A 16,293-nucleotide genomic window follows, 5' to 3' on the forward strand; every position below is an offset into this window, starting at 1 on the left:
ATGGTCGCCGGTCGATGGGTGCTGCTGATCCTGATGGTGCTCGCCGGGCCGCTGCTGTGGCTGGCGGGCGTCGCCGGCACCGCGGACGCCGCCCGGGCCCTGGCGGGGACGGACGCCGACACCGCCTACTTCATCGGCAACTACGACGGTCCCGGCCGGGTGATGGCGGGTTGCTTCGCGCTGCTGAACCTGGCGCTGCTGGCGGCGCTCATGCCGCCCGCCCGGCGGCTGGCGGCCGGGCGGGCCGGCACGGCCGTCCGGGCCGCCGTCGCGGCGGCCGTGGCGGTGGGCCTGGCCTGGGCCGAGCACCGCCTGAGCCCGGTGACGGCGAACTGGGGCGGCGACCCCGACGCGTGGTCGCTGGTGAAGGCGCACGTCGTGCCCTGGTACCAGGCGGCCGGCACCGTCTGGGCCGGACTGGTCGCCGGGGCGGCCGCGACGGTCACCGGGCTCGCCGTCGCGGGCGCCGTCTCGGCCGCCCGTCAGCGGGCCGGCAGCGCGGCGGCGTCGTCGGGCAGGTCGAAGGCGCCGGCCTTGGCGAACTGGGGGGCGAGCAGCTGCCGCATCGGCGCGACTCGAACGTCTACGGGCTGACCGGCGCCGACCAGCTGCCGTAGCGCCCGGCGACGGCGGTGAAGGCGGCCTTCGGCTCCCACGGCAGGTCCGGGTACGTGGTGCCGTGCCGGTCCTCGAACACCTTGACGATGCCGTAGCTGGCCAGGTCGAGGTCGTCGCGGGCGGGGGCGTCGGGCCGGTGCGGGTGGTCGTAGAGGGCGAAGAGAAACACGAACGCGGTGTCCACGCCGGCGGTGTCGAAGGCGTCCAGCAGCTCGTCGAGGTAGGCGGCCTGGCCGGCCTCGTCGCGGACGTAGTCGCCGTCGAGGCGGACGGGGCCGTGCTCGCCGTACTCGACGACGTCCAGGCCCTGCGCGCCGCGGTCGCCGGCGCCCTCGTACGTGGCGGCACCGAACTCGGTGACGGCGACCGGCTTGCCCTGCAGGGCGGGGTCGCGCAGACCCTCGGCGAGCATGCCGGCGAACTGCCCCGCGATCGAGGCGGAGCGGTACACGTCCATGGACACGATGTCGAACGGCGTCCAGTCGACGCGGTCGATGGGCACGGAGGCGTATGTGACCGGGCCGCCGAACCTGTCCCGGACCACGGCGACCGCCTCGGCGAGGAAGGCGTTGACGCGGGCGCCCACGCCGGCGACGACCTCGCGCAGGCGCTCGGGCCGGCGCAGCAGCTCCAGACGCTGTTCGAGCGTGTCGCCCGGGAGGAAGCCCGGATGCATGACGCTGAGCTCGGCGCCGGTGACGAACACGATGTCGCCGCCGCGCCGGCGCAGCCGCTCCGCCCGGTCGGCGCAGTCGGCGAACAGCGCCAGCAGCTCCTGCCGGCCCAGCTCCAGAGGGTACGGCGAGAACCACACCTCCAGGCCCAGCGCGGCGGCGGACGCGGCGGCGACCTCGATGCGCTCCGGGTCGCCGCCGATCACGCGGACCGCGGTGCAGTGCAGGTCGTCGCGGATGATGCGCAGCTCCCGGCCGACCAGGTCGGGATCGAACCGGCGGCGCGAGTTCACGCCGTGCCGCACGAACCCGGTGTCGTAGGTGATGCCCCTGCCTCGCACGTGCAGCTCCTTCGAACGCCCACATTAGGTACTCGCCGTACCGTATTTTGACGAGCGGCGGCGGTCAAGTCGATGCTGGGGTGGATTGGCGCACCGAGCATGAGGACGGCATGGCCGAGGACAGCACGACGCGGACCCGGCGGCGGGGCGCGACCCTGGAGGCCGCGATCCTGCACGCCGCCGCCGCCGAGCTCACCGAGCACGGCTACGCGGGGCTGACCATGGACCGCGTCGCGAAGCGGGCCGGCACCAACAAGAACGCCATCTACCGGCGCTGGCCCGACCGGCTCGCGCTGGGCGTCGCCGCGTACCGGCAGCTCGCCACGACCATCGAGCCGCCCGACACCGGCACGCTGCGCGGGGACGCGCTGGAGCTGCTGCGCCGGGCCAACCGGCACTGGAGCTCCCCGCTCGGCGCCGTGCTGCGGGAGCTGCTCGCCGCCGCCGGCGGTGCGCAGCACCTCCTGGCGCAGCTGCCGGGCCAGTCGGCCGACGCCATGACCGCGATGTGGCTGACCGTCCTGGGCCGCGCCGTCGCCCGGGGCGAGGCGGCCCCGTCGGCGCTGCACCCGAGGGTCGCCACCGTCGCGATCGTCCTGCTGCGCAACGAGTTCGTCACCCGCGGCGCGCCGACCGCCCCGGACGAGGTGCTCGTCGACATCGTCGACCAGGTGTTCCTGCCGCTCGTGCGCCACCGCAGCCCGGATTAAGGGACGGACAGCACCATGATCAGTCCGTATGATCGCCGCCGTGCCGATGCTCGATCTGCTGCAACCGTTGCGTACCAGCGACACCGACCACGCGCCCGAGCTCGCTGACCTGCGCCGGGCGGCGAAGGCGGGCGACTGGACGGCGGTGGTCGCCGGCTTCGACCGGCTGCCACCCCGCCGCGACCACACCGTCGCCGTGCGGGTCGTCGCCGGCGTCAAGGGCAGCGAGCGGTTCCTGCAGCGGGCCGTCGACACCGAGCGGGACTCGTCCCTGGCCAGGACGCTGCTGGGGGCCCGGTGCGTCACCCTCGGCTGGCAGGCGCGCACGGCCGCGTACGCGGCGGACGTCAGCCAGGCGCAGTGGCAGGTCTTCCACCACCACCTCGCCCGGGCCGAACGGCTCCTCGCCGACGCCGTGGCCATCGACCCCGGCAACGCCGCCGCCTGGACGCAGCGGGTCATCACCGCCCGGGCGCTGCGGTTCGACCCTGCCGAGGCGCGCCGCCGGTACGACAGGGCGGCCGAGCACTGCGACGTGCCGTACCACGCGCAGGCCCAGATGATCCAGAACCTGAGCCCGAAGTGGGGCGGCTCCACCCAGGCCGCGCACGACTTCGCGCAGGAGTGCCTGAAGGCGGCGGCACCCGGCACCCTCGGCGGCGCGGTGGTGGCCGACGCGCACATCGAACACGCGTTCACCAGCGACCAGCTCGACCGCATCCGCGACTACCTGTACCAGCGCAAGGTCCGCGAGGAGCTCGGCGCCGCCGCGGCCCGCACGGTGCTGCACCCCGACTTCGAGCCCACCCACGGCTGGGTCGGCGCCCACAGCGCGTTCGCCTTCGCCCTGTACGAGGGCGGCGACCTGCCCCGCGCCGCCCGGCACTTCGCGGCACTGGGCAACCAGGCCAAACCGTACGGCTGGGAGATGATGAGCCGGGACTGGAAGGCGCTGTTCCGAATGGCGCGCGGCGTTGCGGGTGCCCGGTGACGGCCGCACAGATCGACGCAGAGGTCGACGGGGTGCCGGTGCTGCTCGCCCCGGCACCGGGTCCGCTGCGCGCCGGGCTGATGTTCCGCGTCGGCGTCGCCGACGAGACCGCGGCCACGGTGGGCGTCACGCACCTGGTCGAGCACCTCGCGCTGCACCGGCTCGGCGTCGCCGACTACCACTACAACGGCCTGACCACCGCGACCACCACCCAGTTCGTCACCCAGGGCAGCCCCGAGGCGGTGGTCAGCTTCCTGCACGGGGTCTGCGCCGGCCTGCGCGCCCTGCCGGTCGACCGGCTGCCGGTGGAGCGCAAGCTGATCGGCAGCGAGGAGGCCGGCCGCGGCGGCGCGGCCAACCTGTCCATGCCGTTCTGGCGGCACGGCGCCCGCGACTACGGCCTGATCAGCCTCCCCCCGTACGGCATCCACACGCTCGGCGCCGAGCAGGTCGCCGAGTGGGCCGCCACCCGCTTCACCCGGGGCAACGCCGTGCTGTGGCTCACCGGCACCGACGTGCCGGCGGGGCTGCGCCTGGAGCTGCCCGACGGCCCGCGCCACCCGCTGCCGGCCGCGTCGTCGGCGCTGCCGTTGCAGCCGGCCGCGTTTCCCGGCGGCGCGTCCGTCCTGGTCCTGGATGCGCTGGTACCGCGCACCGCCGCGGCCACCGTCTACACCCGCGCGCTGGAGCGGGCGCTGTTCCGCGAGCTGCGCCAGGAGCGGGGCCTGTCCTACACGACGGCGACGGACTACAGCACCGACGGCCGCCCCACGGCCGTGGTCACCGCTGTGGCCGACACCCGCGACGGCGACGAGGCGGCGGTCGTGGAGCACTTCGCCGCGCAGCTGCGCCGGCTGCGGGACACCGACCTCGACCCCGGCGAGCTCGACGCGGTCCGCGCCCTGGCGCTGGAGGCCGTCCGCGACCCGGAGGCCGACGCCAGGACCCTGCCCCGTCGTGCCACCGACCTGCTGTGCGGGTTCGCCGGCCGTACCGCTGCCGAAACCACCGACGAGCTGGAGCGGGTCACCACGGCCGACGTGCGTGACGTCGGCCGCGCCGTGCACGGCTCGGCGCTGCTCATGCTGCCGCGCGGGGTCGACATGCCGCCGGCCGGGTTCGAGGCGGCGCCGCAGCTGTCGCGGTTCAGCGTCACCGGCCGCCGGTTCCGGTCCAGGGTGGACCCCGACGTGGCGCTCGTGCACGCCGCGGACGGGGTCAGCCTCAGCGCGCCGCCCGGCCCGCTCACGGTCCTGTACGCCGACTGCGTGGCGCTGCTGCGCTGGCCCGACGGCGCCCGCCGGCTGCTCGGCGCCGACGGCGTCGCCGTCCACATCGAGCCCTCGTTCTTCCCGCTGCCCGCACAGGTCACCGCCGCGATCGAGGCGGCGGTCCCGCCGGGGCTCGTCGTCGACATGCCGGCCCGCGACCCCGACGGGATCCCCCGCCTGTCGCGCATCACCAGCCTGCGCTCCAGGGTGCGCCGCGCCCGCGTGCGGCTGCGCGCCCGGGTGGACCGCTCGAAGCTGCTCGGCCGCGGTACCGGCGGCGTGGTGACGACGATGCTGCTGGGGCTCGCGGGCGCGGTCGCGGTCGCCCTCGCCGTCGACCTGCGGTCCTGGCCGGCGCTGGTCGCCGTGGCGGTCCTCGGCGTGCGCTTCTGGCCGCGCCGCAGATCCAGGTGACCGCCCGGCCGGGACTTTCAAGGGGCGCGCCGGGTCGCGCGCGGCGGTCCGTCAGGGCATGCTGGTCCAGCCGGGCCGGTCGATGTGTCAGGGGGTTGTGCCGTGGACGACGCCATCCAGTTGGCGGATGTGATCTGGCAGTTGCGGCACGAGCTGAGCCGGGCGATGTGGGCCGGTGAGCACGCCGATCTGAGGTTCGAGGCCGAGTCGGTCGACCTGGAGCTGACCGTGGCCATGGAACGCGTCCGTGAGGACGGGGTGAAGGTCCGGTTCTGGGTGCTCGACGGCAACGCCGGCAGCAAGCGCACCTCGGTCGTCACGCAGAAGCTCGCGTTGAAGCTGCGCCCGATCCGGGCCGACGAGCCGGGCAGGCCGGCGACGATCTCCGGTGCGGCCCTGCCCGACGAGGAGTAGCCCGCCTGGACGGCCGCCGCATCGTGCAGGTGCGGCGGTTCGGCAACGCGTCGCTCAGCCGGCGGCGGCCGTCTCGAGGGCGGCGACCAGGGCCTCGAGGGCGGGGCGCTTGGCCTCCTCGGTGACGAACCCGACGAAGCCGCTGCCCTCGAAGGTCAGGGTGACCTGGGCGAGCCGCTCCTTCTCGCGGCCGAACAGGCTGACGCGGCGTTCGATGGCGTTCCACTGGGCGCCACGGAACGTCGCGGCCGGGGTGCGGGTGACGGACTGGGCGCCGCGCTGCTTCTCGAACCAGGCACCGTCCAGCACGAGGCGCTCGTTGGACTGCCCATCGACAATGATCATGCGCGCAGGATAGGGCCGTAGCATGGTGGGGTGACCGGCGGGGTGGATGAGGTCGAGAGCAAGCATCCCGTGCCGGATCCCGGCGAGCTCGCCGACCGGCTCGGGGCGCTGGGGTTCCGGGCGGCACCGGAGCAGGAGCAGCTCGACGAGTACTACGACACCCCCGACGGGCAGCTGCGACGGCAGGACCTGGTGGCCCGGCTGCGGGTGGTCGCCGGGGTCGTCACCGCCGGGTTCAAGGGTCCGCGCTCGTACGCGGACGACGGCACCTACCGGCGGGTCGAGGTGGAGTTCCCGGCCGGCGGCGACGCCCGCGACGCCTTCGCCCGGCAGGGGCTCGTGGTGGTGTGGCGGCTGGCGAAGCGGCGGCGCGAGTTCCGCCGCGACGGGCTGGTCGTCGCCGTCGACGAGTTGCCGCGGGTGGGCACGTACGTCGAGTTCGAGGGCGACCCGGCGCTGATCACCCTCGCCCGGCGGCAGGTCACGGGGCTGATCGGGCCGCCCGAGCCGCGCAACTACGCGGAGCTGGCCGCCGCCTGGCTGCGCGCGCACGGCCGCCCCGACGCGCGCGAGCTGACGTTCTGACCTCCCGCGAGCGCCCGACCGTCCGGTTCCCACGAAGGGTCAGACCACCGCCAGCCGGTTGTAGATGCAGATCGGGCCGTGGCCGCCGTCCGCCGATCGCAGCGGGCAGCCCGCGCACGGCGGCGCGGTGCGGGCCAGCTCGGTGTCGCCGTCGCGGCGGACCAGGGCGCCGTCCTGCCACTGGTACGCCGCGAGCGCCTCGTCCTCCAGGAGCATGCCGCACGCGAAGACCGCCCCGCTGGGCAGGAACTGCAGGTTGGTGCGGTCGCGCACGGCGCAGGTGCCGCGGTCGGCGCCGGGCACCGGGAAGTCGAACGCGACCTGGCAGTCGACGGTGAACGACTGGCGCTCCGGGCGGTACGCGGCGACGACGTCCAGCACCCGGCGGCGCCACTCGGCGGCCGGCACCGACTGGCCGGCGGCGTGCAGGGCGCCCCGGCCGACGGGTGAGAACCAGTGCATGTTGAGCCGGCCGGCGCCGCTGGCCTCGGCGTAGGCGAGCATGTCCTGCACCGAGTCGAGCGTGTCGGCCAGCACCGTGCAGTTCAGGTCGAACGGCATGCCGGCGGCGCGCAGCTCCTCGACGGTCGCCACCGCGTCGGCGAAGGCTCCCCGGCCGCGCAGGCGGTCGACCACCGTGGCCGACGGCGCGTCGAGGCTGACCGCGACCCGGCTCAGCGCCGCGTGCACGTCGGGCAGGACGGCCCGGAAGTGCCGGCTGCCGTTGGTGACGGTACGGACCCGGATCGCGGCCGCCGTGTCCCGCACGATGGACGCGAACCCGGGGTGCAGGGCCGGCTCGCCGCCCAGGACGGTGATCTCGCTGGCCGCCCCGGCGGCCCAGGCGACGATCGCGGCGACCGTCGCCGGCGTCATGTGCTGGGTGCGGTCGAAGTAGGTGTCGGGCAGGAAGCAGTACGAGCAGCGGCGGTTGCACCGCGACGTGATGTACAGGTCGATGCTGTCGAGCTTGAAGTCCGAGGCGGAGAGCCTGAGCTCCGAGGCGGAGGGCCTGAGCCGCACGGCGGATGGCCTGAGCGGCGAGGCGGCAAGCCGGGTCACGCGGCGAATCATGCCATCGCCCGGGGCCGGTCCGTGGCAGAACCGGGTCAGCGCGGCTTGAGCGAGTCGCGCTCGGCGAGCTCCAGCACCGTGCGGCGCTCGTGCTCGTCGCCGGTGCGGATCACGCTCGCCGGGCTGCGGAAGCCCAGCGCCGGGTGCAGGTCGCGGGCCCAGGCGCGGGCGACGCTGCCCAGGTCGAACAGCCGCTGCACCTCCAGCGCGCAGTGCAGCCGGGCGCGGGCGGCGGGGTCCTGCAGTGCGGTCTCGGCGGACCAGCCGGCCAGCGGCGCGTCGAGCCCCGCGCCGAGCAGATATGCCAGCAGGTCGGGGCCCCAGACCTGCTCCGCGGTGTCGAGCAGGACCAGGTCGTCCTGAGCTGCGTCGTCGGCGACCGGGTCGGCCACGGCGGGGGAAGCGCCCATGTCCTCGACGGTACCCGCGGGTGCGGCGGCGCGCATGGGCCGATCAGCCCGACCCGCCCGGGACCACCGGGGCCGGCGCGCCGGTCACACCGACTCGTGCATCAGCAGCGCCGCGACCTCGCGGGCGATCACCCGCAGCGTGCCGGGGCGCAGCCGGGCGTCGAGCAGCGCCGCGCGGATCGTCTCCCACGAGTCGAGCAGGCGGCCGTCGTACGACAGCGGCGGCCGGTTGCGCAGGTACCGGTGCAGCACGACCGCGTGCTGGACGATCCAGTGCAGGTAGTGGTCCTCCCGGTCCCAGCTCGCCAGCCGCATCGCCTTGCGCAGGTGGTCCTCGACTTCGCGGAAGCTGCGGGCGCCGAGCATCCGCGCGTCCTGCCGGACGTTGGCCATCACCGGGTGGAAGAGGTGGCCGACCGCGTCGGGGAACGTGTCGTGCCACTGGTCCCACATGACGGCCTCGTCCTCGCCGCCGAGGGTCATGACCGCCTCGGGCCGGGTGTCGCGCAGCAGGTACTGCAGGTACGCCCAGATCGCCGGGGTGCTCATCAGCCGCTCGGCGCGGGTGGTGCGGATCTGCGCGCCGACCATGGCGTCGTCGATGTCCAGGTCGACGACGCCCGGGAACGCCTTGGCCGCGCGGGCGACGTCGAGGATCATCCGGTCGCCGCGGTAGTACTCCAGCTGCACCGCCCACGGGTGTGTCGGGCGGCGCAGCAGCTCCGGGTCCTGCAGCCGCTCGGCGACGCGGCCGGGCGAGCAGAACGACATCAGTGAGTCGACCTCCGGCGGCCGGGCGCCCTCGACCAGGGCGAACCAGCGCTCGACCTCGTCGGTGAAGCGAACCCGCCAGCTGCGGGTGTGCTGGTCGCCGGCCAGGTCGTCGAAGCACAGCACGACCCGGACGCCCCGCGCCGACAGCGCCGCGGCGACGGTCGCCTGCACCGCGTAGATGAGGGTGGGCTGGCGCAGCCGTACCGGCCAGAAGACCAGGTCCAGCTGCGTGTCCGGGGTGTCGTCGACGCGCCGCCAGCGAAACTCGTAGTCCAGCTGCCGCAGCAGCTCCACCGCCGACGGCCGGGTGCCGAGGACCGCTTCGAGGGTCGGCAGGTGTACCCGGTGCAGCGCGGTCCCGGCGGGCGCTGCCGGCTGCCCGGCCGGCTCCGGCGGGGGCGGCGGCTGCTCCGCGCGGCCCGGCGGGGCGGGCAGGGTGGCCAGGCCGCGGCGGACCGCCGGGAACAGCCGGTCGACGTCGACGCCGGTGTAGATCAGCGCCGCGCCGACCGGCGACGCGTTCTCGTCGTGCCGGGCCCACAGCACGTCGGACTGCTCCTGGACCGCACGGGTCAGCGCGTCGTTGCGGCCCGGCGGGTACCCGGCCACGCAGAGCGTGTCGCCGCGCAGCGCCTCGGCGAGCGCGCCGACGAGCGCGGTGTCGTCGGCCCGCAGCGGCTCCGGGTCGTGCAGCAGCGACCGCTCGTCGGACTCCGACGTGGGCCGCCAGTACCCGTGCAGGTGCAGCACGTCGATGCCGTCGGCCGGGCCGAGCGGCCCGGTGAACGTGCCGTCACGCCGCAGGGTGAGGCTGCGCGCGGTCCCGCCGGCCCGGCGCACCGCGATCTCGATGAGCGGGTCGAAGTTCGTGGTGACGACCCGGCGCTGGAACCGGTCCGGCAGGCCGGCGAGGAGCTCGCCGAGGGCCAGTACCCCCGGCGGCAACGACCACGCGTCGCGGTCCTCCTCCAGCTGCACCCCGCGGTGGTAGCCGACGCGCTCCCAGCCGGCGGCGGTGCGGGCCGGGCGGTACGCCTCGAGGGTGGCCCGCTGCACGACGATGTCGAACTCGACCGGGGACAGCCACTCGGTGAACGCGCGCCGGTAGGCGGTGTAGAGGGCCGCGTCGCGGCGGGTGGCGCGCAGCTCGGCGAGCGCCGCCTGCAGGTCGGTGTTCTGCAGCGCCTGCCCGACGAACTCGTCGGCCAGCTCGACCATCCGCGCCACGCCGGGCACGACCCGGGCGGTCAGGCCGGAGCCCAGCACGAGGGTGACGTCACGCCCCTGCCGGATGGTGGTGACCAGCCGGTTCACCAGGCTCTGTTCGGTACCGGTCACGCGCTCACCAGCCCTGCGAAGGGTTGTCGAGCCAGGTGGCGAGGTCGGTGCCGGTGTCGACGAGGTCGCCGGTGGCCAGCTCACCTTCCAGCTGCTGGGGGCGCCAGCCGAGGTAGCCGACGAACAGGTACGCCGCGGCGACCGCCGACTCCGCCTGCGCGGGATCCGCGTCGAGGGGCATGACGACGAGCTCCCGCCCGAGGACCCGCCAGCCGGCCGGCGGGGTGGCGCCGGGACGCAGCACGGCCAGCAGCAGCACCACGTCGCGGACCGGCCCGCCGTCCAGGACCGCCGGCACGTGCAGCGACGCGGCCAGCTCGTCGCCGAGCACGTGCGCGGGCGAGCGGCTGGCGGGGCGGTCGAGCCGCACGCCGATGGCGCCCTCGATCGGCGAGTGGGCGAGGATCGCGACGGCCCCGTCGAGCTCCGGGTCGGTGGTGGTGGCGCCGCCGCGCAGGACCCGCCCGACGAGGGAGCTGTCGGCGCGCGGCGACTCGGGGTGCGGCGGCCGGGCCGGCGCGTCGGCGGGGCGGGCCGCCCGGCGGGCGTTGACCACGAGCGGGATGCGGTCGCCGCCGTTGCGAGCGCGCAGCTCCGGGATCGGCCGGCCGCGGGCGCGCTGGACCCGCCGGATCTCGTCGTGCAGGGTGCCGAGGTCCAGCAGTTGCGGCCCGCCGTCGACGCCGTCGCGCAGCAGCTCGACGAGCACGCCGGTGAACGCGGTGAGCGGCTCGTCGGGCGGCGCGAGGGCCACCCGGTTGCCGGACGCGGCCACCAGCACGCAGCTGCGGTCGATCTCGACCTGCGTGGCGAGCGCGGCGTCGTCGGCGGCGCCGAGTCCCGGGATGGCCCGCCCGGCGTAGCAGCAGTCGAGGACGACGACACGGTGCGCGCTGCGGCTGCCCTGCACCAGGCGGCGCACCCAGTCGAACGGCACGGCGCTGGAGTACGCCGAGTCCGGCATCGTCTGGCCGACCGCGAGGTGCAGCACGCCGGTGTCGGGGTCGATGACGCCGTGGCCGGCGAAGTACAGCAGCAGCAGCCCTGACACGTCGACCTCGGCGGCGGCGCGGCGCATCACGGCGTGGACGTCGCGCGGGGTCTCCGGGTTGTGCACGACCCGGCACGCGTCGGGGTCCAGCCCCCACCGCTGCGGGTCGATGAGGACGTCCCGCAGTGCGGTGAGGTTGTTGGTGACCGCCGGGATGGCCGGGAAGTTGTCGTAGGTGCTGGACCCGACCAGCACCACGCGCGACCGCCGCGGGTCGGACAGGTGCGTCAAGACGCGGGCTCGCCGAGCCGCCGGCCGCCGTCCCCGGAAACGTCCCGCACCCGCACCACGCCACCTTCCATCGACCCACGTCGTCGGCACCGAGGGTATACGGTCCATGCCCCTCGGTGCATCCGCGGGGCTACCGGTCGGCGGTCTTCCCCCTGCTCCCGGGCTCCGCGCCCCCGTCGGGCTCCTTGCCGTCGATGAAGTCGACGACGGCGCCGACGACCTCCGGCTCCCGCAGCAGCCGCCGGTGCCCGAGCCCCTCGGTGATCCGCAGCGTCGCGGTCGGCCACGCCTCGGCGATCGCGATGCCGTCGGCGACGGGGATGGACCGGTCGGCGCGGTCGTGCAGGATCAGCGTCGGCGGCATCCGTACGGCCCGCCCCAGCTCCGGCACGTCGAAGTGGTGCACCGGTGCCCCGACCCGCCGCTCGACCAGCCGGATGAGCCGGGACAGGATGCGCGGACCGAACCCGAGCGCCTGGGCGAAGTAGCCGGCGTACGAGGCGGGGCTGGCCATCGGGGCGAGCATCACGACCCGGCCGGCCCGCAGCCCGTCGCACATCGCGACGGTTGCCGCGACCGAGCCGAGCGAGTGCGCGACGATGCCCGCCGCGGGCCCGTGCGCGGCCACGACGGCCTCCAGCGCCGCGGCGAACTCCGGGATCGACGACGACCTGGGTCCGTACGCGCCGGGCCCGGACCGCCCGTGGCTCGGCGCGTCGAACGCGACGGCCGTGAAGCCCCGGTCGACCAGGCCCGGCACGAGCGCCTCCAGCTGGCCGCGGTGCCCGGCCCAGCCGTGCAGCAGGTACACCGCCGGCCCCTCGCCCCAGGCGACACCGGCGACGTCCGTGGTGCCGGCCTTGACGGTGAACGGCCGCCCCGGCAGCGCCGGGGCCGCCGGGGAGTCGGCCAGCGCCGCCCGGGTGGCCCGCTTCGGCAGCTGGAACCAGAGCCGCTCGGCCCACCGCGCGCCGAGCGCTGGCGCGGCGCGTTCGAGGACGCCGAAGGCTACCCGTATCGGGCGCGGCGCCTGAAAAAACCGATCGTTCGTGCTTTTTTGCGGTGCTGCGACGGCCTCGACAGCCATGGGACTCCTCCGTGAGCGTGGTGGTGGCGACGCCGGCCGGCGGACCACCGGCGGACGCGGATCAGGTGCGGACGCGGGCGAGCAGGTCGTCCAGCGCGCGCCGGGCACGCGACTCGGCCCGCTCGTCCTCGAGCAGGTGGAAGGCCTGATGGAAGGCGAGCAGGACGCCGTTGAACTCGCAGGCGGCCTGGTCGGGGTCGGTGTCCTGGCGGAACGCGCCGTCGGCGACGCCGGCCCGGAACATCGTGGTGACCATGTCGAGCATGTCCCGCTCGCCGCGCACGACCTCGTCGCGCACGGCTCCGGACTGGTGGTGGAACTCGGCCGCGGCGGTGACGAACAGGCACCCGCCGGGCGCCGACTGCCACCGCAGCCAGCCGTCGAAGAGCACCCGCAGCCGGGGCTCCCCGCGCGGCGCCGCGAGCGCCGGCCGGACCACCAGGTCCACGAACCGTGCCCTGGCGTGCTCGAGGACCTGCAGCTGCAGCGACTCCTTGGACTTGAAGTGCCCGAAGAGCCCGCTCTTGGACAGCGCCGTGCGCTCGGCGAGCGTGCCGATGGTCAGCCCGCCGAGCCCGACGACACGGGCGACCCGCGCGGCCTCGTCCAGCACCGCGAGGCGGGTCTCCTCACCCTTCCCCATGCACCTAGAAAAGCACGACCGTTCGCTTCTAGCAACCCCGCAGCGGCCCGCGGCAAGCCGCCGGCTACCGCGCGGTCGCGGCGGCGGCCTGCCACAGGGCGGCCGGGCTGCCCAGGCGCAGCGACTCGACGGACACCTGGCGGTACGCGGTCACCGTGGTCGAGTGGGCGAGCATGCCGCGCACCCCGTGCAGCTGCAGGGCGGTGCGGCTGGCGACCTGGGCGTGTTCGGCGACGGCGGCGAGCACCGCGGCCGCGGCCGTGGGCTCGCCCCGGTCGTGGTCCCAGGCGGCCTTGTGCAACACCAGCCGCCAGCCGTCCGCCTCGCCCATGAGCAGGGCCAGGCGGTGCGCGACCGTCTGGCGCTCCACCAGCGGCCGGCCGGATTGGATGCGGGTGTTGACGTGGGCCCTGGCCACCTCGAGGATGCGGTCGGCGATCCCCAGCAGCAGCGCGGCCTGGCGGATCCGGGCGGCGGCGAGCGCGCGGTCCCAGTGCGCCGTGCTCACCGGCAGCGGCGCGGCGGTGGCGCCGTCGAAGCGGATCCGCGTGGCGGGCGTGCCGAAGTGCTCGAACTGCTCGACCAGCGTCGTGCCGGGGTCGGGGACCACCAGGTGCCAGGCGCTGCGGCCGTCGTCGGCGGCGGCGTGCACCAGGCACAGGCCGGGGTTGCTGCGCGGCAGCGGCTCCGACTCGCCCCACACGGTGCCACCCTCGCCCCACACCGTGCCGTCCGCTTTCACCCGTACGCCGCCACCCGTGACGGCACCCGCGGCGCCGCCCGCGACACCGGCGGCGGCCCGCACGCCGACGAGGACGGCGTGGTGCGTGCCCTCGTACAGCGCCGCGACGGCCTCCGCGGGCACGTCGGCGTCGGCGAGCAGGTCCAGCGCGAACGCGGTCTCGCGGTAGCCGCCGAGCGGCTGCAGGGCGTACCCGAGCCGCTCGTTGACGACGATGTCGGCGCTGAGGCCCAGGGCCAGCCCCCCGAGCCGCTCCGGTGCGTTGAGCGCCGGCACCCCGATCGTCGCCAGCTGCGCGGACAGGTCGCCCGTGTGGGTGAGCACGGCGTCCACCGCGTCGTGCAGGCGCCGCTGCAACGGATCCAGGCGCGGCCCGGGCGCGCTGCCGGCGGCGCTCACCCGTGCGCTGCTGAGGATGTCCAGCATCACCTCGGAGGCCCCGCCGGAGATGGTGACCCCGGGCGCCTCGCGCAGCGCCGCCTCCAGGATGCGGTCGCCGGTGTCGGGCCCGGGCACCAGCGCGTCGGGGCCGAGCGCGTCCAGGGACCACCAGGCGATGCGCTGCGCGGTCTCGCTGCAGTGCCACTTGGCGAAGGACGACTCGGCGATGTCGGCGTTGCCCTCCTGCAGGTTCTGCATGACCTGGCAGCTGAGCAGCTTGCTGGCGGCCAGCCGGGTACGGTGGCGGGCCAGGCCGACCCGGTCGCCGTGCGGGTCGAGGCGTTCGGCGATCATGTTCAGCCAGTGCCGGCCGCGGGCGTAGTAGTCCAGGCCGGTGCGTTCCGCGGCGAACATCTGGGTGATCAGCGACCAGCCGGCGCCGGCCCTGCCGAACACCGCGGAGTCCTCGACCCGCACGTCGGTGAACCAGATGTCGTGGAACTGCTCGTTGGCCATGCTCGGGATCGGGCGGATGACCACGCCGGGCGCGTCCAGCGGCACGAGGAAGAGGGTGATGCCCTCGTACTGGCTGGCCTGCGGGTCGGTGCGCACCGCGATGAGCGCGAAGTCGGCGTAGGCGCTCTTGAGGTTGTAGGTCTTGCGCCCGTTGATGACCCAGCCGTCGCCGTCGCGGACCGCGGTGGTGGTCAGCGCGGCGAGGTCGGAGCCGTTCGTCGGCTCGGTGAACAGGATGCACGCGGTGGTCTGCGCGCTCGCCATCGCCGGCAGCAGCGTGCGGCGCTGCTGCTCGTTGCCGGAAGCCAGGATCAGCGAGCCGACGTTCTGCACCGAGATGCAGTACAGGTTCTGCGGGATCCCGCGGGCGACGAGCTGCTCCAGCAGCGTCACGGTCGCGGTGTAGTCCAGGCCGCGGCCGCCGTACTCGACGGGCCACGAGGGCGCGAGGATGCCGGCGCTGCCGAGGTGCCGGTACAGCGGGCGCACGTCGCCGTCCATGCCGTCGCGCCGGGCCCGCACGTCCTGCAGCAGCCGTGCCGTCTCCGGCGAGCGCAGGACCGCGTCCACCTCCGCGGCGAAGTCGGCGGTCTCCTGTGGCACATCGAAATCCATGCTCTGCCTCCTTACGACAGCGGCTTGCGACAGCGGCTTGCGACAGCGGTTCGAGAAGCGCCACCGGCGGCGCTCAAAGACCCCGGATCGCGGTGTTGACGCACCGCGCGACCGCGGCGTGGTGCTCGGTGAGGAAGAAGTGCCCGCCCGGCAGCACCGTCAGCGTGAACGGCCCGGACGTCTCGTCGCCCCACGGCACCATCGCCGACGGCGGCACCCCGGGGTCGTCGTCGCCGCACCACGCGGTGACCGGGCAGGTCAGTCGCGGTCCCGGCCGGCGCCGGTAGTTCTCGATCATCGCGAAGTCCGCCCGGATCATCGGGATGAGCAGGTCCAGCAGGTCGTCGTGGGCGAACACCGCCTCGTCGGCGGCGCCGTAGTCGCGCAGCATCCGCAGGAACTCGGCGCGGGGCAGGCCGCTGACCGGCTCGCGGGGGCGCACGATCGGCGGCGCGGGCCGGCCGGTGACGAACAGGTGCCGGGCGGGGCGTCCCATGGCGGTGAGCCGCCGGCCGACCTCGAACGCCAGGATGGCGCCCATGCTGTGGCCGAACAGCATCGCCTCGGTCGGCTCGCCGGCGATGACCTCGGCGAGCTCGTCGGCGAGGGCGCACAGGTCGGTGGCCGGTGGCTCGGTCATCCTCGCGCCGCGCCCCGGCAGCTGCACCGGCACCAGCTCCACCCGGCCGGTGAAGTACCGGTCCCAGGCGGCGTAGTAGGTGGCGGAGCCGCCGGCGAACGGGAAGCAGTACAGGCTGTGGGTCGCGGTGGCGGACTGGAAGCGGCGGTCGAACCACAGCCGTGCGTCGCTCCGGAAAGTCTGCTGCCCGCTCACGCCGTCACCTCCGCTGCGCTCCGGCGCCGCCGCGAGCCAAGACTGAGCCCATGGTTCGCGGCTCCTCCGCTACGCTCCGGACCGCTCACGCCGTCACCTCCGCTGCGCTCCGGCGCCGCCGCGAGCCGAAACTGCACCCATGGTTCGCGGCTCCTCCGCTACGCTCCGGACCGCTCACGCCGTCACCTCCGCTACGCTCCGGCGCCGGCCTGAGCCAAAACTGCACCCATGGT

16 protein-coding genes are annotated in these 16,293 nt (G+C 75.0%); 6 read left to right on the forward strand and 10 right to left on the reverse strand.

What is annotated here, in order from left to right:
* On the forward strand, positions 1–594 hold the full coding sequence (locus AB0H83_RS10060) for a hypothetical protein (RefSeq protein WP_360089921.1): 594 nt from the start codon (positions 1–3) through the stop codon (positions 592–594).
* Here AB0H83_RS10060 and AB0H83_RS10065 read toward each other — a convergent pair.
* Positions 584–1,633, reverse strand: coding sequence for a hypothetical protein (locus tag AB0H83_RS10065; protein WP_360089924.1), 1,050 nt, complete (start codon positions 1,631–1,633; stop codon positions 584–586). The two genes, AB0H83_RS10060 and AB0H83_RS10065, sit on opposite strands and share 11 nt — an antisense overlap.
* Positions 1,634–1,713: 80 nt before the next feature.
* On the opposite strand from AB0H83_RS10065, the gene AB0H83_RS10070 reads away from it, so the two are divergent.
* The 4 genes from AB0H83_RS10070 to AB0H83_RS10085 all read left to right on the forward strand — a co-directional run bounded on the left by AB0H83_RS10070 (position 1,714) and on the right by AB0H83_RS10085 (position 5,433).
* Complete coding sequence (locus AB0H83_RS10070) at positions 1,714–2,343, forward strand: TetR/AcrR family transcriptional regulator (RefSeq protein ID WP_360089927.1); 630 nt, start codon at positions 1,714–1,716, stop codon at positions 2,341–2,343.
* A 40-nt stretch (positions 2,344–2,383) separates the two neighbouring features.
* On the forward strand, positions 2,384–3,334 hold the full coding sequence (locus AB0H83_RS10075; RefSeq protein WP_360089930.1) for a hypothetical protein: 951 nt from the start codon (positions 2,384–2,386) through the stop codon (positions 3,332–3,334).
* Entirely contained in the window at positions 3,331–5,019 is a 1,689-nt protein-coding gene (locus AB0H83_RS10080; RefSeq protein ID WP_360089933.1) for an insulinase family protein, read from the forward strand. The genes AB0H83_RS10075 and AB0H83_RS10080 overlap by 4 nt, the downstream gene beginning before the upstream one ends.
* A gap of 102 nt (positions 5,020–5,121) precedes the next feature.
* Positions 5,122–5,433 carry a trypco2 family protein gene (locus AB0H83_RS10085; RefSeq protein ID WP_360089936.1) on the forward strand — a complete coding sequence of 104 codons (312 nt, stop codon included), beginning with the start codon at positions 5,122–5,124 and terminating at the stop codon, positions 5,431–5,433.
* Between the two features lie 54 nt (positions 5,434–5,487).
* Here the strand turns inward: AB0H83_RS10085 and AB0H83_RS10090 are convergent, their stop codons facing one another.
* Positions 5,488–5,778, reverse strand: a complete 291-nt coding sequence (locus tag AB0H83_RS10090; protein ID WP_360089939.1) for a hypothetical protein — start codon at positions 5,776–5,778, stop codon at positions 5,488–5,490.
* A 30-nt stretch (positions 5,779–5,808) separates the two neighbouring features.
* Between AB0H83_RS10090 and AB0H83_RS10095 the strand changes: the two genes are divergently transcribed.
* On the forward strand, positions 5,809–6,363 hold the full coding sequence (locus AB0H83_RS10095; protein ID WP_360089942.1) for a CYTH domain-containing protein: 555 nt from the start codon (positions 5,809–5,811) through the stop codon (positions 6,361–6,363).
* Positions 6,364–6,402: 39 nt separating this feature from the next.
* Here the strand turns inward: AB0H83_RS10095 and AB0H83_RS10100 are convergent, their stop codons facing one another.
* From AB0H83_RS10100 to AB0H83_RS10135, 8 genes are all read right to left on the reverse strand, one after another.
* Complete coding sequence (locus AB0H83_RS10100) at positions 6,403–7,425, reverse strand: radical SAM protein (RefSeq protein WP_360089945.1); 1,023 nt, start codon at positions 7,423–7,425, stop codon at positions 6,403–6,405.
* Between the two features lie 47 nt (positions 7,426–7,472).
* The gene (locus AB0H83_RS10105; protein WP_360089948.1) at positions 7,473–7,847 is read right to left on the reverse strand and encodes a hypothetical protein; all 375 of its coding nucleotides are present in this window, start codon (positions 7,845–7,847) and stop codon (positions 7,473–7,475) included.
* Between the two features lie 84 nt (positions 7,848–7,931).
* Positions 7,932–9,959 (reverse strand): hypothetical protein, encoded by a 2,028-nt coding sequence (locus AB0H83_RS10110; protein ID WP_360089951.1) that lies wholly within the window; start codon positions 9,957–9,959, stop codon positions 7,932–7,934.
* Positions 9,960–9,963: 4 nt separating this feature from the next.
* Positions 9,964–11,241, reverse strand: a complete 1,278-nt coding sequence (locus tag AB0H83_RS10115; protein WP_360089954.1) for a YqgE/AlgH family protein — start codon at positions 11,239–11,241, stop codon at positions 9,964–9,966.
* Positions 11,242–11,371: 130 nt separating this feature from the next.
* The gene (locus AB0H83_RS10120) at positions 11,372–12,328 is read right to left on the reverse strand and encodes an alpha/beta fold hydrolase (RefSeq protein ID WP_360089957.1); all 957 of its coding nucleotides are present in this window, start codon (positions 12,326–12,328) and stop codon (positions 11,372–11,374) included.
* Positions 12,329–12,389: 61 nt separating this feature from the next.
* Entirely contained in the window at positions 12,390–12,971 is a 582-nt protein-coding gene (locus AB0H83_RS10125; RefSeq protein ID WP_360089960.1) for a TetR/AcrR family transcriptional regulator, read from the reverse strand.
* Positions 12,972–13,035: 64 nt separating this feature from the next.
* On the reverse strand, positions 13,036–15,225 hold the full coding sequence (locus tag AB0H83_RS10130; RefSeq protein ID WP_360089963.1) for an acyl-CoA dehydrogenase family protein: 2,190 nt from the start codon (positions 15,223–15,225) through the stop codon (positions 13,036–13,038).
* Between the two features lie 73 nt (positions 15,226–15,298).
* Positions 15,299–16,060: an alpha/beta fold hydrolase gene (locus AB0H83_RS10135; RefSeq protein WP_360089966.1), complete on the reverse strand. Its 762-nt coding sequence runs from the start codon at positions 16,058–16,060 to the stop codon at positions 15,299–15,301.
* Positions 16,061–16,293 lie beyond the last annotated feature (233 nt).

Source organism: Dactylosporangium sp. NPDC050688 (assembly GCF_040654515.1).
Lineage (GTDB): Bacteria > Actinomycetota > Actinomycetes > Mycobacteriales > Micromonosporaceae > Dactylosporangium.